This is a genomic window from Novosphingobium rosa NBRC 15208 (assembly GCF_001598555.1).
Taxonomy (GTDB): Bacteria; Pseudomonadota; Alphaproteobacteria; order Sphingomonadales; family Sphingomonadaceae; genus Novosphingobium; species Novosphingobium rosa.
Map to the genome: position 1 here is coordinate 18282 of NZ_BCZE01000061.1, position 23696 is coordinate 41977.

A 23696-nucleotide genomic window follows, 5' to 3' on the forward strand; every position below is an offset into this window, starting at 1 on the left:
AAAGGGATTGCAAAGGGCGATGGCCCTTTGCCCGCCGGAGGCAAAACCCCCAACTCAAACCCTTAAGCCGGACGCCCCGGATAGCGGCACCCCTTGGTCATCCCCACGCCTTTCAGGAACCCGCGCCGCGCCATGCCCGCAGCGATGGCGGCCTGCAGCTTGCGCTCTTCCGAGCTGGCGCCCGAAACCTCGCGGATGATCCCGCGGAAGGGGATGAACGAGCCCACCACCGTCTGCGCGACATGGCCCGCGCCCACATTGCGCTTCTTCGCCTTGGCGATGTCCACATCGTCGCCCAGCACCGCGTTCAGCTGCGAGACCGCCCCGGTGATCGCCGGGCAGCTTTTCAGCCCGGCCATGCTGTAGGGATCCTGCTGGGCGCGGATCAGCACCGGCGGGATCTCGCCCTTTTTCACATTGAGGTCAGTCAGCGGAGTTTCGGCCACCTGCTGGGCATTGGGATTGTCGCGGGTGACGGGCTTGGGCGCCTTGTGGTCTTTCTCGTCAGTCTTCTGGACGACGGGCTGGCTGGTGGTGGCCTGCGTGGCCTGAGCGATCAGGCTCCCTCCCGTGACAGACACCAGCGCGCCCAGCGCCATGGCGGCCACGCGCAGAGACCGGGGGTTGGAGGATTGCAGCTTCACCATCTGGAGCACCTTTCAAGCCGATATGAAAGCATTATGCCCGAAGGCGGGCCAAGTTCCACATCGCGGCGAGAGGGCGCCCGAACGCAAAAACCCCTCGGCAAGCGAACTTGTGCCTGCCGAGGGGTTTTTAACAACGCCGAAACGTCAGAGCGCTTTAGCCGTCCAGACCGTAGGCGGTGTGCAGCAGGCGCACGGCCAGCTCGACCTCATCGGCGTCGATCACCACCGAAACCTTGATCTCGCTGGTGCTGATCGCCTGGATGTTGATGCCGCGATCGGCCAGCGACTTGAACATGGTGGCGGCCACGCCCGCATGGCTGCGCATGCCCACGCCCACCACGGAAACCTTGGCCACCTTGGGGTCGGTCGTCAGCTTCTGATAGCCGATGACTTCGCGGTTGGCTTCCAGCACGGCCTGCGTGCGGTCCAGATCGGCCTGGGGCACGGTGAAGGTCACGTCCGTATCGGTGTCCTCGCGGCCGACATTCTGGATAATCATGTCGACGTTGATGTTGGCCTCGGCCAGCGGGGTGAAGATGGTCGCCACGGCGCCCGGGCGGTCCGGCACGGCGGTCAGGATGACCTTGGCTTCGTTCTTGTCGGCAGCGATGCCGGTGATCAGCTGGCGTTCCATGTCCAGACCTTCCAGTTCTTCGTCAGAGACAATCATGGTGCCCGGCAGCGTGTCTGCAGCGGGCGCGTTTTCATCGATAAAGGAGGAGAGCACCTGCACCCGCACGCCCTCTTTCATGGCGAGCGCGACGCAGCGCGTCTGCAGCACCTTGGAGCCGACGCTGGCCAGTTCCAGCATCTCCTCATAGGTGACGTTCTTGAGCTTGCGGGCCTTGGCCACGATGCGCGGATCGGTGGTGTAGACGCCATCGACATCGGTGTAGATGTCGCAGCGGTCGGCCTTGATGCCGGCGGCCACGGCCACGGCAGAGGTGTCGGAACCGCCGCGCCCCAGCGTGGTGATGCGCCCGCCCTCGGTCACGCCCTGGAAACCGGGGATGACGGCGATTTCGCCCGCGGCCATGCTGGCCAGCAGAGCGTCGGATTCGATGGTCTGGATGCGGGCCTTGGCATGGGCGTCGTCGGTCAGGATCGGCATCTGCCAGCCGAGCCAGCTGCGCGCCTTGCAGCCCATGGCCTGCAACGTCATGGCCAGCAGGCCGCTGGTCACCTGCTCGCCGCTGGCGACGACCACGTCATACTCGGCGGGATCGTAAAGCGCATGGGCCTCGCGGCTGAAGTTGACCAGGCGATCGGTCTCGCCCGCCATGGCCGAAACGACCACCGCCACCTCATGCCCGGCTTCCTGCTGGCGTTTGACGATGCCCGCCACGCGCCGAATACGCTCGGTCCCGGCCATGGAGGTGCCACCGAATTTCATCACGATGCGGGCCACAAACAGGCTCCCTTGCAACTTGCCTTGAAGAAACATGCCGCCCCCGCCTTGCCGGGAGCGGACGCGGCGCTTTAGAAAGGGATCATGAGCAACGCAACAGGCAACATTGATACAATCCGCACCTCCGAAGCTGAACATTTCGGAAAGCTGGCGGCGGAATGGTGGAATCCCAAGGGGTCTTCGGCGATGCTGCACCGGCTCAATCCGGTGCGGCTGGGCTTTATCCGTGACTCCATCGATTCGCACTGGAAGGGTGATTCGCGCAGCGTGAAGCCTTTGGCGGGCAAGACGGCGCTGGATGTCGGCTGCGGTGCTGGGCTCTTGTGCGAGCCTTTGGCCCGCCTCGGCGCGGCCATGACCGGCGTGGATGCGGCGGCGGAAAACATCGAGGCGGCGCGCGCGCATGCAGCGGGCAGCGGCCTGCCGATCACCTATCATCATGGCGAGCTGTCCTCGCTGGGGCTGCGCGGTTTCGATCTGGTCACCAGCATGGAGGTGATCGAGCATGTGGCCGACAAAGCCGCCTTCATCGCCGCGCTGGCCGAGACGCTGGCCGACGATGGCCTGATGATCCTCTCCACCCCCAACCGCACGGCGGCCTCGCGCCTGCTGCTGATCGAGGCGGCGGAGCGCATCGGCATGGTGCCGCGCGGCACGCATCACTGGGACGATTTCATCACCCCGCCCGAACTGGCGATCCTGCTGCAGGATGCCGGTTTTCAGGTGGGCCAGCCGATGGGCATCGCCTTTTCGCCGCTGAAGGGCCTGCACCTTTCGGACGATATGAGCCTGAACTACATCCTGACCGCCAAGCGCGGCTGAACCGGAACCGGCGGCCTTGCAGGGCCGCCGGACCTTCATAGCATCAGAAAACAGCGGCCCACTCGGGCTCCTTGAAGCCCACCGCGATCACCTTGCCGTCCTGCTCCACGATGGGGCGCTTGATGGCGCTGGGGTTGGCGGCCATGATCGCCACGGCCTTCGCCTCGTCCAGATCGGCCTTCTGCTCCTCGGGCAGCTTCTTGAAGGTGGTGCCGGCGCGGTTGAGCACCTTTTCCCAGCCCACCGCCTGAGCCCAGCGCGCGATCTGGGCTGCATCGGCCCCGGCCTTCTTGTAATCATGGAAGCCGTAATCCACGCCCTTGGCGCCCAGCCAGGTGCGGGCCTTTTTCACCGTGTCGCAATTGGGGATGCCATAGAGGATGATCGACACGGGGGCTGCTCCTTTGCCTGCAAGATGCGGCACGCCCTAGCCCAAGGCTGGCCCAGCGGCAAATCGTCAAAGCTGTAAGGAAGATGGCGCATCCAGCAGGATTCGAACCTGCGACCCCTGCCTTCGGAGGGCAGTACTCTATCCAGCTGAGCTATGGATGCTTGCGCTGGCCATGCGACTAGCAGCGCTCGACCATGATTGCCAGTGCTTTCGTCAGCCTGTGGGCAAATCGCCCAAGCGCCGGGATGCGCCTTCAGGGAAAGCGCCTCACCCGCGCGTCGTCAGCCGCATACATCGTGAATTCCGCATAATAGTCGTCGCGCCCGCGCGCCTGCGCCGCCAGATGCTCGGGGTTGCGCGCCCAGGCCTTCGCCGCCTCGGTGCTCTCCCAGATCGAGATCGTCACCGTCTCGCCATCGGGGGCGGCAAAGCTCTTGTAGTCGATGAAGCCCGGCTGAGCCTGCGCCAGTTCCCCCATGCGCGCGGCATCGGCGGCATAGGCTGCGGCATCGTAATCGGCTTTCTTGCGGCTGCGGAAGACATTCATATACATAGCCGCCTTCCTATCGCCCGCGCAGCTTTATTCCAAGCCTGCAACGGTGGACTTTTGCGAGAATGCGCGCCAAAGGCTGGCCCCATGAGCTGGAACACCTTTGGCCGCATCTTCCGATTCACCACCTGGGGCGAAAGCCACGGGCCTGCCCTTGGCGCCGTGGTCGATGGCTGCCCCCCGGGTCTGGCGATCGATGAAAGCATGATCCAGCCCTTCCTCGACGCCCGCCGCCCCGGCCAGAGCAAGTTCACCACCCAGCGGCAGGAGCCCGATCAGGTGCGCATCCTGTCCGGCGTGTTCGAGGGCAAGACCACCGGCACGCCGATCAGCCTGATGATCGAAAACACCGATCAGCGCTCCAAGGATTACTCCGAGGTCGCCAAGGCCTATCGCCCCGGCCACGCCGATTACACCTATGACGCCAAATACGGCTTCCGCGACTATCGCGGCGGCGGGCGCTCCTCGGCGCGCGAGACGGCGGCCCGCGTGGCCGCTGGCGGCGTGGCGCGTCTGGCCATCCCCGAGGTGACGATCCTGGCCTATGTCTCGGAAATCGGCGGCGATGCCATCGATCCGGCCAACTTCGACGCCGACCAGATCCGCGCCAACCCCTTCTTCTGCCCCGATGCACAAGCCGCCAAGCGTTGGGAAAAGATCGTGGATGACGCGCGCAAGGCCGGTTCCTCGGTGGGCGCGGTGGTGGAATGCGTCGCCACGGGCGTGCCCGCCGGTTGGGGAGCGCCGATCTACGCCAAGCTGGATTCGGACCTCGCCGCCGCGATGATGACCATCAATGCCACCAAGGGTGTGGAAATCGGCGACGGTTTCGCCGCCGCCCGCCTGACCGGCGAGCAGAACGCCGACCCCATGTATCCCGGCAACGAAGGCCCGCGCTTTTCGGCCAACCATGCGGGCGGGATCGCTGGCGGCATCTCCACCGGCCAGCCGGTGGTGGTGCGCGTGGCCTTCAAGCCGACCAGCTCCATCCTCACCCCCATGCCCACCATCACCCGCGAAGGCGAGGCCACCGAGTTGTTCACCAAGGGCCGCCATGACCCCTGCGTCGGCATTCGCGGCGTGCCGGTGGTGGAAGCGATGATGGCGCTGGTGCTGGCGGATCACAAGTTGCTGCATCGCGGGCAGACAGGGCGGTAAGAAAAGAAAGATGCGAGGGTGTTACACCCTCGCGCTCCCATTCCGTCTTCCGACGCAAGGGCAGTGGCGCCGAAGCGTAACGCCTCGCCTCTCCACCTGCGCCGCAGGCAGGCAATCCCTGAACGATGCACTGCGCTCAGCGTTTAAAGCCTGCGGCGCGGCAATCTGGGCGCCAAATCGAACCCGTGGCGCAACACAGACATTAAAGGGAGCGCAAGGGCGCCCCAGCTTGTCGCGTGCGACAAGCGCACGCTTAGGGCCCTCGCATTCTCTCTTCTGTCATACTCCCCTCACATAATCGCCTTGTCCGATCAGAGCCACTGATCGGCAATCCTGTTCTGATTAATCGGGAATGCCCACTTCGCATCTGCGGTGTGAGCCCCTATCTCCCCCTCAAGCAGTTCAACACCAAACGACCAAGGAGTTACCCCATGTCGCTTATCGGCTATTCGATTCAGCCCTTCACCGCCACGGCCTACAAGGAAGGCGCTTTCGTTGACGTCACCGATGCCGACATCAAGGGCAAGTGGTCTGTCTTCTTCTTCTACCCCGCCGACTTCACCTTCGTGTGCCCCACCGAACTGGAAGACCTCCAGAACGAGTATGCCACGCTGAAGGGCATGGGCGTGGAAGTGTACGGCGTATCGACCGACACCCACTTCAGCCACAAGGCCTGGGCCGACACCTCGCCCGCCATCGGCACCATCCAGTACTATCTGGTCGGCGACCAGAACCATGACCTGACCAAGCAGTTCGGCAACCTGCGCGAGGGCGTTGGCCTGGCCGATCGCGGCACCTTCGTGACCGATCCCGAAGGCGTGGTGCAGCTGGTCGAAGTGACCCCCGAGGGCGTGGGCCGCAACGCCGCCGAGCTGGTGCGCAAGATCAAGGCCGCCAAGTACTGGCAGGAGCACCCCGGCCAGGTGTGCCCCGCCAAGTGGGAAGAAGGTTCGGAAACGCTGGCTCCGTCGATCGATCTGGTCGGCAAGATCTAAGTTTCTGAAGACTACAAAGGGCAAGTGCGAGGGGATTATCCCCTCGCACTCCCGATACGTCTCCCGACGCGAAGGCAGATTGTGCGGCGCCGCTGCGCCCGATCTCACCGCCGGAGGCATGATACATATTGCACATCAGGGCGTTCGGAACGCGACGACGCCCCATTCATTCCCCTCTCGCCGGAAGACGTTCCGGGGGTGCAGGGGGTGTAACACCCCCTGCTTTTAACACTTTACCCCCTTATTCATTCCGAAGGACAAGACCATGCTCGACGCCGCCCTGACCGCCCAGCTCAAGCAATATCTCGCCATGCTGCGCGAGCCGATCGAGCTTGTCGCCACGGTGGGCGACGACGCGAAATCCACGCAAACCCGCGAACTGCTGAACGAAATCGCCGCCCTGTCGGACAAGGTCACCGCCAGCTTCGATGGGCAGGACGCCCGCGTGCCCTCCTTCAGCATCACCCGCGCCTCGGCCCGCCATGCCACGGTGCGCTTTGCGGGCCTGCCGCTGGGGCATGAGTTCACCTCGCTGGTGCTGGCGCTGCTGTGGGCCGGTGGACACCCGCCCAAGGTGGAGCAGAGCGTGATCGACCAGATCAAGGCCCTGCCCGGCGAACACGACTTCGAGATGTATTTCTCGCTCACCTGCCACAACTGCCCGGATGTGGTGCAGGCCCTCACGCTGATGGCGTTGAACAACCCGAACATTTCCGCGACCCTGATCGAGGGCGGCACGCATAATGCCGAGGTCGAGGCGCGCGGCGTGATGGCCGTGCCCGCCACCTTCCTCAATGGCACGATGTGGGGCAGCGGCAAGATGTCGGTCGAGGAGATTCTCGCCAAGCTGGACACTGGCGCCGAAGCGCGCGCCGCGGCGGAAATCGCCCAGAAGGCGCCTTACGAGGTGCTGGTGATCGGCGGCGGTCCCGCCGGTGCCGCTGGCGCGATCTACACCGCGCGCAAGGGCATCCGCACCGGCGTGGTGGCCGAGCGTTTCGGCGGCCAGGTGCAGGACACGTTGGGGATCGAGAACTTCATCTCCGTCTCCAAGACCGAAGGCCCCAAGCTGGCCATGGCGCTGGAAAACCACGTCAAGGACTATGAGGTCGACGTGATGAACCTCCAGCGCGCCGAAAAGCTGATCCCCGCGCATAGCGAGGGCGGTCTGCATGAGGTCGTCCTGGCCAATGGCGCCTCGCTCAAGGCGCGCACGCTGATCCTTTCGACCGGCGCCCGCTGGAGGCAGATGAATGTGCCGGGCGAAACCGAATATGCCAACAAGGGCGTGGCCTATTGCCCGCACTGCGACGGCCCGCTGTTCAAGGGCAAGCGCGTGGCGGTGATCGGCGGCGGCAACTCCGGCGTGGAGGCCGCCATCGATCTGGCCGGTCTGGTCGCTCATGTCACGCTGGTCGAGTTCGACACGCAGCTGCGCGCCGACGCTGTGCTTCAGGCCAAGCTGCGCAGCCTGCCCAATGTCACCATCATCACCTCGGCGCTCTCGACCGAGGTGAAGGGTGACGGCGCGAAGGTGACGGCGCTGGTCTACAAGGACCGCAATGAGGAAACCTTCCACACCATCGCGCTGGAAGGCATCTTCGTGCAGATCGGCCTGGTGCCCAACACCGAATGGCTGAAGGGCACTGTTGCTCTGTCGCCGCGCGGCGAGATCGAGATCGACGCTCACGGCGCCACCAGCCTGCCGGGCATCTATGCCGCGGGTGACTGCACCACCGTGCCTTACAAGCAGATCATCATCGCGATGGGGGCGGGGGCCACGGCGGCGCTGTCCGCCTTCGATCATCTGATCCGCCTGCCCGCGCCGGAAACGGTGACCGAAAACGCTTGATCCCGCCCGGATCAAAGCTTTAACAAAATCCGAGACCGGGGGTGGCGACGCCCCCGGTTTTCGTTTGTGCGGCCTCTGCACGCGCCGGGCGGTGTTGCGCGCGGGCCACGATTGCCATGGCCGATCGGCAAAAAGAGCGAATCACTCGCAACAAGTGCTTGCAGTTGCGAAGCGCTCTCATTAGCGGAGGCGGGCAATCGGTTGCCCCCCAGCCGAAAACAGACTCACAACGGTCGCTGCCCGCCCCTGCCATCCTGCGATGGCGGCCATGGAAGCGCCCAGTCCCTTCCCCTTCGGGCGCGGGTCGCGCGCCCTTCTAGGATTTGCCAATGCTGAACCGCCGCCTTCTGACCTGCGCCACGCTGGCGCTTGCCACGGCTCTGGCCGCTCCCGCCTTTGCGGCGGATGCAGCGGCTGACGCCAATGCCGATGACAACACCATTCTGGTCAACGGCAATCTGGGCGACAAGGCGGTCTCGGCGGGCAGCAAGAGCAGCCTGCCGATCGCGGAAACCCCACAATCGATCAGTGTCATCAGCCGTGAGGACATCGACAAGCTGGGTGTGGCCAACCTTAATCAGGCGCTGCGCTATGTGGCAGGCGTCACGCCCGAAACGCGCGGCGCGGGGGCTGAGCAGTACGACCAGTTCACCCTGCGCGGCTTTAGCGTTCCGGTCTATCTCGACGGGCTGAAGCAGTTTTCCAGCAGCAGCGGCTATGCCATGCCGCAGGTCGATATGTCGCGCCTTGAGAGTATCGAGGTCGTCAAGGGCCCGGCCTCGGCGCTTTACGGCCAGTCGAGCCCCGGTGGTCTGGTAGCGATGACCAGCAAGCTGCCGCTGGACAAGGCCTTCTATGGTTCGGCTGCGGCCACCTACGGCACCTACAATCTGTACCGCGTCGATACCGATGTGGGCGGCAAGCTGAGCGACGCCATCGGCGTGCGCCTCTCCGGCAGCGTCAACGGCGCCGACACCCAGCAATATTACGGCAGCCGTGCGCGTCAGGTGATCAACGGCGCCGTCGCCGCCAAGATCGATGACAAGACCACGCTGACGGTGATGGCCGCCTATTCGCATGATCCCAAAAACGGTAATTACAGCGGCCAGCCCGCTTCGGGCACTCTGTTCTACAATGTGAACGGCAAGGTTTCCACGCGCTATGCCGATGGCGAGCCCGGCGGCTTCTACCGCCGCGATCAGTTCGCTGCCACGTACATCCTCAACCATGATTTCGGCGCTGGCTGGAAGTTCCGCGCTTCGGGCCGTTACCAGCAGGTGACGACCAGCCTGGGCTCGATCTACGAAACCGGCATGCAGACCGGCCTGACGGATCTCAGCCAGCAAACCACCTCGAGCCGCGGCAGCTATGCCACACATGAAACGCTCAACAACTGGACCTTCGACAACCAGTTGACCGGGCACATCAAGACCGGCCCGATCACCCATGACATCCTGCTGGGCGTCGACCGCCAGACCGCCCATTCCTATGAGCTGGCCGCTTTCGGTTCCGCTAATGACATCAACATCTTCAACCCCGTCTATGGCACCCAGCCCGTGCCGCAGAGCGCGGAGCAGATCGGATCGGACTTCACCAGCCTGATCAGCTTCGGCCAGACCGGCATCTATGGTCAGGACACGATCAGCTACGGCGGGTTGCGCGTGGTGCTGAGCGGCCGTCAGGACTGGGCCGCCAGCTGGACGCCCGGCACGGTGCAGAAGGACAGCAAGTTCACGGGCCGCGCCGGTGTGCTTTACAAGACCAGCTTCGGTCTGGCGCCCTATGCCAGCTATTCGACCTCTTTCGAGCCGCAGGCCACGGTGCTGAACGCCACCACCGGCGCGCTGGCCAAGCCTTCGATGGGCAAGCAGGTGGAAGCGGGCGTGAAGTTCCAGCCCAATGGCTCGCCGATCCTGATCACCGCCGCATGGTTCCATATCGAGCAGACCAATCTGGTCTCGACCAATCCGGCCACCCAGATCTCCACGCAGAGCGGCAAGGTGCGTTCGGAAGGGTTTGAAATCGAGGCCAGCGCCCCGCTGCCCGGCGGCTTCAACCTGCATGGCGCCTACAGCCATCAGCGCGTCCGCACCGTTTCGGATCAGGATCCGCAGAATGTCGGCACCGGCCTGATCGGCGCGGGCGACGGCAATCTGGCCGTCAACCTCGACTGGACAGCCAAGAGCGGCCCGCTCAAGAGCCTGAACATCGGCGCGGGCGTGCGCCATGTCAGCCGGACCTATGGGGGCCTGTTCGACACCACGCTGACCGGCAACAACATCCGTCAGTATTACGTGCCGGCCTACACTGTCTTCGATGCGATGCTGCATTACGACCTGTCGAACCTCGACACGCGGATGAAGGGCATGACGCTGAGCGTGAATGCCACCAATCTGTTCGACAAGAAGTATCTGACCAGCTGCTATCTCTATCCGCAGTCGACCGGCTGGTGCTGGTATGGCCAGCGCCGCACCGTTCAGGGTACGGTGGCCTGGAAGTTCTAAAGGAGCAGCTGGCAGGCATGAGCCCCCTCACCCGTCCGTTCTGGGTGTTGATCCATCGCTGGGCAGGGCTGACTCTGGCCCTGTTCCTGGCGATGGCCGGGCTGACCGGCACCTTCCTGGCCTGGGAGGACGATCTGGAGGCGCTCACCGCGCCGCACTGGCTGCGCGCCGCGCCGCCGGTGGCAGGCGCGCCGATGCAGGATGCCGCCGCGCTGGCCGTGGCGGCTCAGGCGCGCCATCCGGGGATGAGCGTCAGCTATCTGCCGCTGAGTGTCGAACCGGGCAAAACCCTGCGCCTGCGGGTGTTCTGGAAGGAGCCTGCGAAAGCGCCCGACTGGGACGAGCTTTTCATCGATCCCTATACCGGCGCCGAACTGGGCCATCGCCGCTGGGGCGATATCTCTCAGGGCATCAGCAATGTGCTGCCGCTGATCTACCGCCTGCATGAGAACCTGCTGGTCGAGGGCACCGGCACGCTGATTATGGGGATCGCCGCGCTGGTCTGGGCGATCGACTGCTTTGTCGGCTTCTACCTGACCCTGCCGATGCGGCAGAAGGTTCCGGTGGGCGTCAGCAAAATCAAGGCCAAGGGCTGGTGGCAGCGCTGGCGCCCTTCATGGATTGTGCGGCACGGCTCTGCCTATAAATTGAACTTCGATCTGCATCGCGCGGGGGGCCTGTGGGTCTGGCCCGCTTTGCTGGTCTTTGCGCTCTCCAGCGTGTCGTTCAATCTGCCGATGATCTATGGCCCGGCCATGAAGGCGCTGGGCGCGACGGATGACACCGCCCTCTACGCCCCCCTGCCCCAGCCGCGCCCGGTGCCGAAGCTGGATGTGGTGAAAGCCCATGCCGTGGGCGAGGCGCTGGCCCGTCAGCAAGCCGCCAGGGCGCATGACAGCTTCGACGCCAACCGCCTGCAATGGCTCTATTACATGCCCGCCACCGGGGCCTATATGTATGGCTTCACCACCAGCGGCGATGTGCCCGATGCGGGCGGCGCTTCACGCCTGATCTTCGACGGCGACACCGGAGCCCTGAAAAGCGTGGCGCTGGCCGGCAAGGCGCCCGCCGCCGACCGCTTCACCAGTTGGATCGTCTCGCTGCATATGGCCAGCGTATGGGGCGTGGCGTGGAAGATCGTCACCAGCCTGATCGGCATCATGGTGACCATGCTGAGCATCACCGGCGTGGTGATCTGGATGAAGAAGCGCAGTGCCCGCGCCTTTCACCGTCATCGCGGCGAGAAGCCCGCAGCGGTTGCCCGGCCAGTCCGCAAAGCAGCCTGACCGGGTTTTTCAGCTTTACCCGCGAACGAGACCCAGCGCATCATAGGTTGCCGCCAGCGTGGGCGCGGCGGCGGCGCGTGCCTTTTCGGCACCCTTGCGCAGGATAGCATCCAGCGCGTCACGGTCCTGCTTCAGCTCCACGAAGCGGGCGTTGATCGGCGCCAGCTTCTCCACCAGCAGCTCGCCCAGCGCGGGCTTGAAGGCGCCGAAGCCCTTGCCGCCGAAGTCCGCCAGCACCTGCTCTACGCTGGTGCCCGCCATGGCGGCATAGATGCCCACCAGATTGCGCGCCTCGGGCCGGGCCTCCAGACCGTCCTTCTCGCCGGGCAGCGGTTCAGGGTCGGTCTTGGCCTTCTTCACCTTGTTCATGATGGTGTCGGCATCATCGACAAGATTGATGCGGCTCATGTCGGAAGGATCGGACTTCGACATCTTCGACGACCCATCGCGCAGGCTCATGATGCGCGCTGCGGCGGGGGGGATGATCGGCTCGGGCAGGGTGAAGAGCGGCTTGTCCTCAGCGCAGAAGTCGTTGTTGAACTTCTGGGCGATGTCGCGCGCCAGCTCCAGATGCTGCTTCTGATCCTCGCCCACGGGCACATGCGTCGCCTGATAGAGCAGCACGTCGGCGGCCTGCAGCACCGGATAGGTGAAGAGCGCCACCGAGACCGAATCCCGGTTCTTGCCCGCCTTGTCCTTGAACTGCGTCATGCGGCTGAGCCAGCCCATGCGCGCCGTGCCGTTGAGCAGCCATTGCAACTGGGGATGCTCGGGCACCTGCGTCTGGTTGAACAGGGTCGAGCGCTCGGGATCGATGCCGCAGGCCACCAGCGCCGCCACCATCTCGCGCGTGCCTGCCGAGAGCGTGGCGGGATCATGCGGCATGGAGATGGCGTGAAGATCGGCCAGAAAGAAGAAGCACTCACCACCGGTCGTCACGGTATCGTTCTGCATCGCCACCCAATTGCGGATCGCCCCCAGATAATTGCCGAGGTGGAGATTGCCCGTGGGCTGAATGCCGGAAACGATACGCATGTCGGTTACTCTTGCTTGTTTAAATTACGCGCGCCGCCGTTTCAGCAGCGCCAGATCGGCTTTGGTAAAGGCCCCCAGCACGATGGTGGCCACGCCATAGACGCAAACCCCCGCCCCCACCAGAGCACCCATCGCCGCGCAGCGCACATACCAGGCGCCATGGGTGTAGGGCATCAGATGGTCTTCCCCGGCCAGCAGCACGCCGCCCATCGCCAGCGCGGCCAGCGCCAGCCGCCACCAGCGGCGCTGCAGGCGCGGGTCCATCACGAAATGCCCGCGCTTCTCCAGCGTGCGGTACAGCATCACCACATTGAGCGTGGAGGACAAGGCCGTCGCCAGCGGCGGCCCCATATGATGCAGCGGCAGGATCAGCGCGAGGTTCAGCACCAGATTGGCGCCAATCGAGATCATCGCGAAACGCACCGGGGTCTTGGTGTCATGGCGGGCATAGAAGCCCGGCGTCAGCACCTTGACCAGAATGTAGCTGGGCAGGCCTACGGAAAAACAGGCCAGCGCCTGCGCGGTAAAATGGGTGTCGGCGGCGTTGTAGCGACCATAGCCGAAGAGAGCCGCGGCAATCGGCTCGCCGCAGAAGACCAGACCCATGGTGGCGGGCAGGGTCAGCAGCAGCGCCAGCTCCAGACCGCGGTTCTGCGTGTCCATCGCGCCGGCTTCGTCGCCCTTGCCCAGCTGGCGGCTGATGGTGGGCAGCAGCACCGTGCCCAGCGCGATGCCGATCAGGCCCAAAGGCAGCTGATTCAGCCGGTCCGCCATATAGATATAGGTCACGCTGCCATGGTCGAGCAGGCTGGCGGCCAGCGCCGTGGAGATCACCAGATTGATCTGCGCCGCGCCCGCTCCGGCGGCGGCGGGCCAGATCAGCGCCAGCAGCTTTTTCACATCCACCGTCAGGCGCGGCAGGCGCGGGCGCAGCGAGACGCCATTGCGCCACGCCGCATGGCCCACCCAGGCCAGCTGCAAGGCGCCGGACACGGTAACCGCCAGCGCCTGATTGCGCGCCGTCACCAGCGGATCATGCGATCCGAAGCCCAGCAGCGCCACGATCAGCGTCAGATTCAGCAGGATCGGCGCGGCGGCATTGACCCAGAACTTGTGCAGCGAATTGAGGATGCCGCCCAGCAGGCTGACCAGCGAAATCAGCATCAGATAGGGGATCGTCAGCCGCGACAGGGTGACGGCGAAATCGAACTGGTCGGTCGTCACGCCATGAAACTTGCCCGACAGCGCCCATGTCACCGGCCAGGCGAACACCTCCAGCAGCACGGTCATCACCACCAGCACCGGCAGCAGCACGCTGAAGGCCGCCTCGGCGAAATCGAGGCCGGAAGACAGCCCGCGCCCTTCCGGATCGGCCACCTTCTGGTTGAACATCGGCACGAAGGCGCTGGCGAAGGCCCCTTCCGCGAACAGCGCGCGGAACATGTTGGGCAGGCGGAAGGCCACCAGAAAGGCGTCGGAGGCAAAGCCTGCCCCCACGATCCGCGCAAACAGCGAATCGCGCATCAGTCCCAGCACGCGGCTGGCCAGCGTCAGGCCACCGATGGTGCCCGTCGCCTTCAGCAGATTCATCTTGGCCGCCCTTCAAACGCCGGATGGAATACGGGCCGGAGTGCAAACCCCGGCCCGTTTGAAATCAGGCGTGCCCGGCGGGTTCGGCCGTGGCGATGTCGGGGGTTTCGCCCTGACCGTCGGCCTGAGCCTGCATCTGCTGGAAGTACAGCGCGCCGAAATCGATCGGCTCCAGCAGCATCGGGCCGAAACCGGCATCGCGCACGGCATCGGCCAGCACGCGGCGGGCGAAGGGGAACAGCAGGCGCGGCGCTTCGGCGAAGATGAAGGCATGCATCTGGCCTTCGTCCAGACCCTGCATCGCGATCAGACCGGCGAAGGTCAGATCGACGATGTAGGCGGTGCCGGCTTCATGCTTGGCGGCCAGCGTGATCTTCAGTTCGGCTTCATGCACCGTGGGCTGGATGGCGCGGGCGGCGATGTTGAACTGGATGTCCATCTGCGGCTGATCGGTCCACTGGAACGAGTCGGGCGCATTGGGGCTCTCGACCGAGAGATCCTTTACATACTGCGAAAGAATGCCCGCCGAAGGCTGGACGTCCTCGTCGAACTTCAGGCTGGAGGTGACGTTACCTTCCTCGGACATGGGACTGCTTTCTGTCTAGGCGCCGCCTCTCTGGAATGGGGCTGGCGCGTCAGGTGGATCTTGCTGGCTCCAGCGCCTAGCATCTGCCCCGCGAGGGCACAACCGCCATGGGGCGGCTCCTGCCGCGCGATTCGGCGCCTATGCTCGCACGTCTGCCACGGCATGGCGAAAAAAAGCCCTTAAAGGCCTTGTGCATGCGTTGTTCATTTGTGTTCGCTACCTATCTGTAGCATGATCGCGGTTCGTTAAGGCGGGTGGTCTATAGCCCTCGCATCTGCCGAACCACCTTCGGCCCGGTCAAATCGACCACGCGTCAAATTGGACAAAGCTTGTGACTGTCGAAATCGTCATTCTGGCCATGATTGCAGCCTTCCTGGGCCTGCGGCTCTATGCCGTGCTGGGGCGCCGTGCCGAGCAGGGCGACGAGCAGCGCGAACCCGCGCCGCGCGATGCGCTCGGTCGCCTTGACGCGCAGGGGCCGACAGGTCAGGCCAACCTCTCCTCGCAGCCGCGCGGGACGGATCGCGGCGCGGACCGCAGCGCCGACCGCAAGGATGAGCGCGCGCCGCTGGCTGGCGGTCGCAATGCGCGGGAGCCGCTTTCGGTGCTGCCCACCGTGGAGCGTGGCCTGCGCGAGATCATCGCGGTCGATCGCCGCTTCGATCCCCATGCCTTCCTGGAAGGCGCGCGCGGGGCCTATGGCATCGTGCTGGGCGCTTTCTGGCGCGGCGACAAGGATGAGCTGGCCAAGCTGTGCGACGCCGATGTCGCCACCGGCTTCGCCGCCGCCATCGATGAGCGCAACGCCGCCGGTGAAGTGGTCGACAACCGTCTGGTCCGCCTCAATGAGGTGGTGATCACCGGCGCCACCTATGCCGCGCCCTATGCCCGCATCACCGTGCGCTTCGTGGCCGACATCGCCGCGATCACCCGCGATGCCGAAGGCCATATGGTCGCTGGCTCGCTGCATGACGCGGTCGAGACGCGCGACGCCTGGACCTTCCGCCGCAACATCAATTCCGCCGATCCTGATTGGCTGCTCGACGAGACCGATGAAGGTTAAGGTCGGGAGCTGAATCCATGATTGCAGGGCTGGGTAAGGGCAGGGCCGCAATGGCCCTGTTCACATTGATGCTGCTGGCCGGTTGCGGCCGGGTTATTCCTGAATCACACGGGCCCGCGCCCAGCCGCCCCTATCCCGCACGACCGGCGCCAGTGCCGGTGCAGCCCACGCAACCTGCGGCGCCACCGCCCCCCGCCAATGCGCTGGTGGCGGGCGTGCGCGCCGGGCCCTCCATCGCCAGCTTTGGCCTCACGCCCAGCAGCGCCGGGCCGGTGCTGGCCGCCTTTCGCGCCAGCTGCCCGCGCCTCACCAGCCACAGCGATCCCAGCGGCCTCACCGTCAAAAGCGACTGGCAGAGCGCCTGCTCCGCCGCCAATGACTGGCCCACGGCTGATGCGCCCAACTTCTTCAACACCTATTTCCGGGCGGTGACGGTCGGTTCGGGCTCAACCTTCGTCACCGGCTATTACGAGCCTGAGATCGCGGGCAGCCGTCAGCATGCGCCGGGCTATGACGCGCCGGTCTATGGCATGCCCGCCGATCTGGTCCACGCCCGCCCCGGCGACGGCCCGGTCAAGCCCAATGGCCAGACGCCGTTCGGTCGCTATGACGAGACCGGCCATTTCGTGCCCTATTACGACCGCACGCAGATCGAGAACGGCCAGCTGACGGGCCAGGGGCTGGAACTGGCCTGGGCCGCCGATCCGGTCGAGCTGTTCTTCCTGCAGGTGCAGGGCTCCGGGCGGCTGCGTCTGGCCGATGGTTCGGTGATGCGCATCGGCTATGCCGGGGACAATGGCCAGAATTACACCAACATCGGCGGGCTGATGCGCCAGCAGGGGCTGATCGGCACCGGTCCGGGCCAGTATCCCGGATCGATGCAGGGCATCGTGCAATATATCCACGATCACCCCGAGGATGGCCGCGCCCTGATGCGCCAGAACAAGAGCTGGGTCTTCTTCCGCGAATTGCACGGAGACGGCCCGGTCGGCGCGATGGGCCTGCCGGTCCATGCCCATGTCAGCGTGGCCGCCGATCCGCTCTTCACGCCGCTCGGCGCGCCGGTGTTCCTCTCGATGGACCCTTCGCTGGCGGGGGCGACGCAGGCCAATGGGCTGTGGATCGCTCAGGACACCGGCGGGGCGATCAAGGGCGCCAACCGCTTCGACAGCTTCTGGGGCGCCGGGGCGGACGCCCGCCGCATCGCGGGCGGCATGGTCGGCCATGGGCAGGCCAATGTGCTGCTGCCCCGCACCTCGCTCGCCCGATTGGGCCTGCGATGAAACGGCCGGGCTGGGCGTTCCCCCGGCCTGCATTCGCCCGCAGCCGCATGCTGACGCAGGAGGAGGAGGCGCTCTGGGCCCGTCTGGCGCAGACCGTCACCCCGCTGGAGCCGCAACGCCGCGCCGTGCCCGTCGCCCAGCCCAAACCCGCCGACAGCGCTCAGGCACCCCCTCCGCCCCCCAAGCGCATCAAGGGCCGCGTGCCGCCGCCTTTGCCGCCGCCACCCACGGCTGCGCCCGCCCCTCGCCCGCTTGATCGGCATGGGCTGGATGCGGGGTGGGACAAGCGTTTGGCCAAGGGGCTGGTCGCGCCCGATTTCAGCCTCGACCTGCATGGCTTCACGCTGGACGAGGCCCATGCGCGGCTCGATCACGGGCTGACGCTGGCGCGTCAGCAGCAGGCCCGGCTGGTGCTGCTGATCACCGGGCGTCCGCGCCCGGCAGGCTCATCGCGCGGGGCCATCCGCGCCCGCGTGGCCGACTGGCTGGCGCAGGGTTCGCACGCCCATGCCATCGCCGCGCTGCGCGTGGCCCATGTGCGGCATGGCGGCGCGGGGGCGCTCTATATCGTGTTGAAAAGGCAGCGCTGACACCATTTGCGACAAAATGTTGCATGTCGATATTCAACCCCTGTTCAGCGGCCTCACGGTAAGGCACAAGGCGCTGACAAAAACGTCCGGACCGCTGGGGAGGATAGGCCCCGGGCGTGATCTGCGGAGGACAAGACAATGAACGACGTCGCGCGTAAACCCTTCTCGCGCCTGGCGCAGGCGGCCATGGCCGGCCTGCTGGTGCTGGGCCTTTCGGCCTGCGCCGAAAACTTCGACAGCAAGGTCACCCGTTTCTCCACCCAGCTGCCCGCGCCGCAGGGGCAAAGCTTCGCCATTGTCTCGGACAATCCGGCGCTGAACGGCGGGATCGAATTTGGCCAATACGCCACGCTGGTGGCGCAGAACCTGCAGAAATATGGCTACACGCCCGCTGCCAATCCTGAATCCGCCAGCCTGATCGTCCATTTCAACTATGGCATCGACAAGGGCCGTCAGGTCGTGCGCTCGACCGGCTTCGCCGATCCCTATTGGGGCCCGTGGCGCGGCTATCGCGGTCGTTTCGGCTATGGTGGCTGGGGCGGCTATGGCGGTTTCGGGCGCGGCGCCTGGGGCTGGGGCTGGAACGATCCCTTCTTTGACAATGGCATCGACGTCTCGACCGTCTACACCAGCGACATCACGCTGCGCATCGACGACAAGGCCAGCCAGCGCCGCCTGTTCGAGGGCAAGGCGCAGGCCGCCTCCACCTCGGATCACCTGAGCTATCTGGTGCCTAATCTGGTGGAAGCGATGTTCACCGGCTTCCCCGGCAATTCGGGTGAATCGCTGCGCATCACCATCGCGCCGGAAAAGAAGGTCACGGTCAAGCCGGACAAGTAAGCCGTTCAGACCGGCGCGGGATCGCTCCACCCGCGCCGGTTTTTTATGGATGATATGCGATGATCCTTGCCTCGTTGTTTCTGCTGGCGGCCACGCCTGCTCAGGCCTTCAACGATCCGGCGGTGCCCTGCCGCAATCTCTCGGCCAGCTATGAGATGTCGCAATGCTTTGCGCGCGCGCTGAGCAATGAGGATCGCGGCCTCAACCAGACCTACAACCGCATCCTGCGCGTGCTGAACGGCGAGGAACGCAGCCGCCTGCAAGGCGCGCAGAAGCAGTGGATCGCCTTCCGCGATGCGCAATGCGTGGCGCAAAAGGCGCTCTATGCCGGCGGCACCGGCGGCCCGCCCGAGGAACTGGCCTGCCGCCTGAGCCTGACTCAGGATCGCGCCAGATCGCTGCAGCGCGCCTATGGCTGGGTGCTGAAACAGCGCGAGCGGTAAGCCGCCCGCGCTGCCTGCGCAGCCTTAATTCCCCAGAGCCACCACGCCGCCGGTGCTGCCGAAGCCGCCCTCGCCGCGCTCTGTGGCGTCGAGTTCCGCCACCTCGAGCCAGCCGCCCTGCACCACCGGGGCCAGCACCAGCTGGGCCACGCGGTCGCCGCGCAGGATTTCAAAAGGCTGGTCGCCGTGGTTGATGAGGATCACCTTCAGCTCGCCGCGGTAATCGGAATCAATCGTGCCGGGGGCATTCGGCACCGAAATGCCATGCTTGAGCGCCAGACCCGAACGCGGGCGCACCTGAATCTCGAAGCCGGCCGGAATCGCCATCGAGAGCCCCGTCGCCACCGCATGGCGCGCGCCGGGCGCCAGCACCACATCCTCGGCCGAGACCACATCCATGCCCGCCGCCCCGCTGGTGGCATAGGCGGGCAGGGGCAGGCCCTCGCCATGGGGCAGGCGCTTGACGCGCAGGGGGATGGTGTCAGTCGAGTGCACGGGCAATCCTTTCAATCAATGCTTGCGCGATCGCCGCCTTGGGGGCCTGTTCGATGGCCTCGATGCCCTGCTCCGTGACGATCTGCACCGCATTGCGCGTGCCTCCCATCACATCGCCCGAGACATCGTTGGCCACGATCCAATCCGCCCCCTTGCGCAGGCGCTTGGCCTGAGCATTGGCGATCACATCATGGGTTTCCGCCGCAAAGCCCACCACCAGGGCAGGCCTGCGCGGCGAGGCGCACAGCCCCGCCAGAATATCGGGGTTCTCGACCAGCTTGAGCGCCGGAGGCTGGCCAGAGCCATCCTTCTTGAGCTTGCGCGTCGGGTCTGCGCTGTCTTCCACGCGCCAGTCCGCCACGGCTGCGACCATCACCGCCACATCGGCAGGCAAGGCCTTCTCCACCGCCGCTTCCATCTGCAGCGCGCTTTCCACATTCACCCGCGTGATGCCAAAAGGCGTGGGCAGATCGACCGGGCCCGCCACCAGCGTGACCTTCGCCCCCGCCGCCGCCGCCGCCTGCGCAATGGCAAAGCCCTGCAAGCCGCTGGAGCGGTTGGCGATGTAGCGCACCGGATCGATGGGTTCATGCGTGGGGCCCGCCGTCACCAGCACATGGCGGCCCGTCAGCGGGCCGGGGCCGCGCAGGGCGTGCTGGATGGCGTCCAGCACCGCAGGCGGCTCTGGCAGGCGGCCGGGGCCATATTCGCCGCAGGCCATGGCGCCATCGTCCGGGTCAAGCACGATGATGTCGCGGGAGCGCAAGGTGGCGACATTGGCTTGGGTTGCCGCGTTCAGCCACATCCGCACATTCATCGCGGGCACGGCCAGAACGGGCTTGTCGGTGGCGAGGATCAGCGTGGTGGCCAGATCGTCAGCGATGCCCGCCGCCATCTTGGCCATCATATTCGCCGTCGCCGGGCAGACCACCACCAGATCCGCCTGACGCGAGAGCTGGATATGGCCCATCTCCACCTCGTTCTTCAGATCCCACAAGGTGGTGTGAACGGGGTTCTCGCTCAGCGCCGCCAGAGTCATCGCCGTGACGAAATGACTGCCACCCTCGGTCAGCACGCAGGTCACCTCGCCGCCAGCCTTGCGGATCAGGCGGACCAGCTCGCAGGATTTATAGGCCGCGATGCCGCCGCCGATGATGAGAAGGATGCGTTTGCCTTGCATGAAGGCGTGATAGCGGGGGGTTTGAGGAAGGGGAAGAAGAGATAGATGCGAGGGTCATAACCCTCGCGCTCCCTTTAGTGTCTGCGTAGCGCTGCCAGTTCGGCCAAGGCGCTCAGCACGCCGCGCCGCAGGCAGGGAAATTTGATGCCTGCGGCGCCCTGGGTGGTGCAGGTGGAGAGACTGGGCGCTGGGCTTCGATGCCGCTGCCGGTTCGTCGGGAGACGTAAAGGGAGCGCGAGGGCGATGGCCCTCGCATCTTTCTTCTTAAACCCCTTCCCGCCCTGTCCAGACCGCCTTCCAAATCCCTTGCAAAGCCATCGGCGCGAAAGCCAGCCCCACGAACATGGCCGGAGCGATCACCGCGCCCCAGTAGAAATTGTCATCGCGCCCGGCGATCATGAACAGCAGGCCATAGCCGAGGAACAGTAGCGTGGCGGTGGCCCCGGCCTCGCTGCGCCATCCGGTCCAGCCGAGCATCATGGCGATCACGATGGGCCCGGCGATCCAGTGCGGCAGGAAGCGCAGGTTGGAGGCCAGCACCACGTTGGAGAGCCAGCCGCCCAGACCGCGCAAGGCGAACCAGCTGGGGCCGGTGGGGTCGGTGGGCAAGGTGAGCTGGGCGATCAGGTGAAGGTGAACGGCGATGGCGCAGAGGAACACCACCACCAGGCCGCCCCACGCCAGCGCCTCGCGCCGGTTGCCGCGCCACAGGGCCATGGCGCCCATCAGCAGCACATAGGGCAGCACCAGTTCGCGGATGGAGAGCGCCAGCGCGGCGGCCAGCCATGCGCCCAGCCAGCGGCTGCGCGCGGGCCGGTGCAGGCCCAACGACAGCGCGATCAACATCCCGGCCCAGAGTTCGTGCAGCACGAAATAATAGCGATTCAACCCCAGCGAGGCGCCAAGGAAGATCAGCGCCGTGCCGAAGAGGCGCTGGCTGTCGGAGCAGGCTTCCTCGGTCAACCGCTGACGCCATGCCCAGATCACCGCCAGCATCAGCGCGATGGAGGCGGCGATGGCGAGTGGGGCGAGCGCCTCTCCGTCCACGCCCATGGCGGCGCAGAGATAGGCCAGCGTGGGCAGGCGGACGGCGAGGCCGGGGCGCAGCGGGTAGTGGGCGCGGCGGTGTTCCTGCGCGATGAAGTCGTAATAGCTCTCGCCGTGGCGGATGCGGGCGATGGCGCGGTCGTAGAGTTGCAGGTCGTCGTCACGCGGGCGCTCGGCCTGTTTGCCCGGCGCGCCCACCAGCGAGAGATGGGCGGGCTTGGCCACCTCGCCCTTGCCCACCGTCAGCGGCACGAAGGCGCTGGCGGCCAGCATCATGACCAGCGCCACAAGCGCCGCCAGAGCGCGCAGGCGGGGCCATGCGGCAAAGCGGTCCCATGGTGCGGGCGACGGCATGAGGGCCGCGCCCGGCATGGGTTCGATCAGATATGCGCCGCTATCACCGCCCAAGTCGCCAGACCTCCCGCCAGAGCAGCGGTCACATATCCGGCGAATTGGATAAGATTGCGTTTACCACGCCCCCACATCAGCGGAATCTCCGGCAGCGGCGGCGGTTCGGGGGCGGCGCCCTTGGTGGGCACCATGGATTCCAGCCGCTCCAGCACATCGGGCAGGCGGCGCAGCGCGCTCACCGCGCCCTGCACCCGATCGGCGATGGCGCCTTCGGGGCCAAGCTCGTCGCGCATCCAGGCCGAGACGAAGGGGCCGGAAACATCCCACATGTTGATGTCGGGATCGAGGCTGGTGGCGAGGCCCTCCACCATCACCATGGTCTTCTGCAGCAGCAGCAGGTGCGGCTGGGTGACCATGTCGAAATCGCGGGTGATGGCGAAAAGCCCGTCCAGCATCTGGCCGACCGACAGATCCTTCACCGGGCGACCGCGCATCGGCTCGCCCACGGCGCGCAGGGCGGTCGCGAACTCATCCACCGAGTGGTAGGAGGGGACGTATTGCGCCTCGAAATGGATCTCGGCCACGCGGCGGTAATTGCCGGTGGTGAGGCCATGCAGGATCTCGCCCAGCCAGATGCGGGCCTGGCGGTTGATGCGGCCCATGATGCCGAAATCGATGGCGGCGATGGTGCCGTCGGCCTCGATGAAGAGGTTGCCCTGATGCATGTCGGCATGGAAATAGCCGGCGTGGATCGCCTGCGTGAGGAAGGCCAGCACCAGACGCCGCGCCAGCGACTTCAGATCATGGCCCGCCGCGCGCAGGGCGGGCAGATCGCTGACCTTGACGCCATCGATCCATTCCATCGTCAGCACGCGGCCGCAGGTGCGCTCCCAGTCGATGCTGGGGACGCGGTAATGCTCCACGCCCGACATGACATCGGCCAGCTCGCTGGAGGAGGCCGCCTCGCGGCGCAGATCGAGCTCGCGCGCGGTCCAGCGCTTGAAGTTGGCGATGATGAGGCGCGGGCGCAGACGCCCCGCCTCGCCACCCAGAGCCTCCAGATGGGCGGCGGCCCATTCATAGGTTTCGATATCGCGGGCGAATTTGCGGGCGATGCCGGGGCGCAGCACCTTGACCGCCACCTGACTGCCATCATGCAGCCACGCGCGATGCACCTGCGCGATGGAGGCGGCGCCAACCGGCTCCTCCTCAACGCGGGCGTAAAGCTCTTCCAGCGGGCGGGCGAAGGCGCCCTCGATCTCGGCGCGGATGGCCGAGAAGGCGACAGGCGGCAGGCTGTCCTGCAGGGCCAGCAGGTTGTGCGCGGCAACCTCGCCCACCAGATCGGGGCGGGTGGCCAGCGTCTGCCCCAGCTTGATCGCCGCCGGGCCGATGGCGCGAAACGCCCCAGCATAATCGGGCACCACTGGCACACGCGCACCGAAGCGGGCGATGCGGCACAGGCGCTTGACCGGGCCCGGGGTGGCAGGCGCATCCTCGATGATCTTGAGCGCGCCATGCCGGGCCAGAATGCGGCCCCAGCTCAGCAAACGCCGAATATGCGTGATCGACGTCGCCAA

Annotated in this window: 22 protein-coding genes and 1 tRNA gene; 11 read left to right on the forward strand and 12 right to left on the reverse strand. The window is 65.8% G+C overall.

Annotation, left to right across the window (positions count from 1 at the left end):
* Positions 1-62: 62 nt before the first annotated feature.
* Positions 63-647 carry a hypothetical protein gene (locus SR3_RS21245; protein ID WP_174549175.1) on the reverse strand — a complete coding sequence of 195 codons (585 nt, stop codon included), beginning with the start codon at positions 645-647 and terminating at the stop codon, positions 63-65.
* Between the two features lie 154 nt (positions 648-801).
* Positions 802-2055 (reverse strand): aspartate kinase, encoded by a 1254-nt coding sequence (locus SR3_RS21250; protein ID WP_068090514.1) that lies wholly within the window; start codon positions 2053-2055, stop codon positions 802-804.
* Between the two features lie 84 nt (positions 2056-2139).
* Between SR3_RS21250 and ubiG the strand changes: the two genes are divergently transcribed.
* On the forward strand, positions 2140-2877 hold the full coding sequence (gene ubiG, locus SR3_RS21255; protein WP_068090468.1) for a bifunctional 2-polyprenyl-6-hydroxyphenol methylase/3-demethylubiquinol 3-O-methyltransferase UbiG: 738 nt from the start codon (positions 2140-2142) through the stop codon (positions 2875-2877).
* Positions 2878-2920: 43 nt separating this feature from the next.
* Here the strand turns inward: ubiG and SR3_RS21260 are convergent, their stop codons facing one another.
* The 3 genes from SR3_RS21260 to SR3_RS21270 all read right to left on the reverse strand — a co-directional run bounded on the left by SR3_RS21260 (position 2921) and on the right by SR3_RS21270 (position 3821).
* Positions 2921-3268, reverse strand: a complete 348-nt coding sequence (locus SR3_RS21260) for an arsenate reductase (RefSeq protein WP_068090470.1) — start codon at positions 3266-3268, stop codon at positions 2921-2923.
* An 84-nt stretch (positions 3269-3352) separates the two neighbouring features.
* A tRNA-Arg gene (locus tag SR3_RS21265) sits at positions 3353-3429 on the reverse strand.
* 92 nt (positions 3430-3521) lie between these two features.
* On the reverse strand, positions 3522-3821 hold the full coding sequence (locus tag SR3_RS21270; RefSeq protein ID WP_068090472.1) for an antibiotic biosynthesis monooxygenase family protein: 300 nt from the start codon (positions 3819-3821) through the stop codon (positions 3522-3524).
* 84 nt (positions 3822-3905) lie between these two features.
* On the opposite strand from SR3_RS21270, the gene aroC reads away from it, so the two are divergent.
* The 5 genes from aroC to SR3_RS21295 all read left to right on the forward strand — a co-directional run bounded on the left by aroC (position 3906) and on the right by SR3_RS21295 (position 11613).
* A complete protein-coding gene (aroC, locus tag SR3_RS21275; RefSeq protein WP_068090474.1) occupies positions 3906-4976 on the forward strand; it encodes a chorismate synthase in 1071 nt (356 codons plus the stop codon).
* 431 nt (positions 4977-5407) lie between these two features.
* Positions 5408-5971 (forward strand): alkyl hydroperoxide reductase subunit C, encoded by a 564-nt coding sequence (ahpC, locus tag SR3_RS21280; protein ID WP_068090476.1) that lies wholly within the window; start codon positions 5408-5410, stop codon positions 5969-5971.
* A 265-nt stretch (positions 5972-6236) separates the two neighbouring features.
* Positions 6237-7823 (forward strand): alkyl hydroperoxide reductase subunit F, encoded by a 1587-nt coding sequence (gene ahpF, locus SR3_RS21285; RefSeq protein WP_068090478.1) that lies wholly within the window; start codon positions 6237-6239, stop codon positions 7821-7823.
* A 329-nt stretch (positions 7824-8152) separates the two neighbouring features.
* The gene (locus tag SR3_RS21290; protein WP_068090480.1) at positions 8153-10327 is read left to right on the forward strand and encodes a TonB-dependent siderophore receptor; all 2175 of its coding nucleotides are present in this window, start codon (positions 8153-8155) and stop codon (positions 10325-10327) included.
* A 17-nt stretch (positions 10328-10344) separates the two neighbouring features.
* The gene (locus tag SR3_RS21295) at positions 10345-11613 is read left to right on the forward strand and encodes a PepSY-associated TM helix domain-containing protein (RefSeq protein ID WP_084455793.1); all 1269 of its coding nucleotides are present in this window, start codon (positions 10345-10347) and stop codon (positions 11611-11613) included.
* 15 nt (positions 11614-11628) lie between these two features.
* Here the strand turns inward: SR3_RS21295 and trpS are convergent, their stop codons facing one another.
* The 3 genes from trpS to secB form a co-directional block, all read right to left on the reverse strand.
* Positions 11629-12648, reverse strand: a complete 1020-nt coding sequence (trpS, locus tag SR3_RS21300) for a tryptophan--tRNA ligase (protein WP_068090482.1) — start codon at positions 12646-12648, stop codon at positions 11629-11631.
* Positions 12649-12672: 24 nt separating this feature from the next.
* Positions 12673-14238, reverse strand: a complete 1566-nt coding sequence (gene murJ / locus SR3_RS21305; RefSeq protein WP_068090483.1) for a murein biosynthesis integral membrane protein MurJ — start codon at positions 14236-14238, stop codon at positions 12673-12675.
* Between the two features lie 64 nt (positions 14239-14302).
* On the reverse strand, positions 14303-14824 hold the full coding sequence (secB, locus tag SR3_RS21310; protein ID WP_068090484.1) for a protein-export chaperone SecB: 522 nt from the start codon (positions 14822-14824) through the stop codon (positions 14303-14305).
* A gap of 331 nt (positions 14825-15155) precedes the next feature.
* On the opposite strand from secB, the gene SR3_RS21315 reads away from it, so the two are divergent.
* From SR3_RS21315 to SR3_RS21335, 5 genes are all read left to right on the forward strand, one after another.
* Positions 15156-15887, forward strand: coding sequence for a Tim44/TimA family putative adaptor protein (locus tag SR3_RS21315; RefSeq protein WP_068090488.1), 732 nt, complete (start codon positions 15156-15158; stop codon positions 15885-15887).
* A 50-nt stretch (positions 15888-15937) separates the two neighbouring features.
* A complete protein-coding gene (gene mltA, locus SR3_RS21320) occupies positions 15938-17170 on the forward strand; it encodes a murein transglycosylase A (RefSeq protein ID WP_157099018.1) in 1233 nt (410 codons plus the stop codon).
* Positions 17167-17760, forward strand: a complete 594-nt coding sequence (locus tag SR3_RS21325; protein ID WP_068090491.1) for a Smr/MutS family protein — start codon at positions 17167-17169, stop codon at positions 17758-17760. The genes mltA and SR3_RS21325 overlap by 4 nt, the downstream gene beginning before the upstream one ends.
* A gap of 138 nt (positions 17761-17898) precedes the next feature.
* Entirely contained in the window at positions 17899-18600 is a 702-nt protein-coding gene (locus tag SR3_RS21330) for a DUF4136 domain-containing protein (protein WP_068090493.1), read from the forward strand.
* Positions 18601-18659: 59 nt separating this feature from the next.
* Positions 18660-19043, forward strand: a complete 384-nt coding sequence (locus tag SR3_RS21335) for a lysozyme inhibitor LprI family protein (RefSeq protein WP_068090494.1) — start codon at positions 18660-18662, stop codon at positions 19041-19043.
* 24 nt (positions 19044-19067) lie between these two features.
* Here the strand turns inward: SR3_RS21335 and dut are convergent, their stop codons facing one another.
* The 4 genes from dut to ubiB all read right to left on the reverse strand — a co-directional run bounded on the left by dut (position 19068) and on the right by ubiB (position 23696).
* Positions 19068-19538, reverse strand: a complete 471-nt coding sequence (gene dut / locus SR3_RS21340) for a dUTP diphosphatase (RefSeq protein ID WP_068090515.1) — start codon at positions 19536-19538, stop codon at positions 19068-19070.
* Positions 19525-20718 carry a bifunctional phosphopantothenoylcysteine decarboxylase/phosphopantothenate--cysteine ligase CoaBC gene (gene coaBC, locus SR3_RS21345; protein WP_068090495.1) on the reverse strand — a complete coding sequence of 398 codons (1194 nt, stop codon included), beginning with the start codon at positions 20716-20718 and terminating at the stop codon, positions 19525-19527. The genes dut and coaBC overlap by 14 nt, the downstream gene beginning before the upstream one ends.
* A 264-nt stretch (positions 20719-20982) precedes the next feature.
* Positions 20983-22119: a hypothetical protein gene (locus SR3_RS21350; protein ID WP_245654035.1), complete on the reverse strand. Its 1137-nt coding sequence runs from the start codon at positions 22117-22119 to the stop codon at positions 20983-20985.
* A gap of 26 nt (positions 22120-22145) precedes the next feature.
* Complete coding sequence (gene ubiB, locus SR3_RS21355) at positions 22146-23696, reverse strand: 2-polyprenylphenol 6-hydroxylase (protein WP_068090497.1); 1551 nt, start codon at positions 23694-23696, stop codon at positions 22146-22148.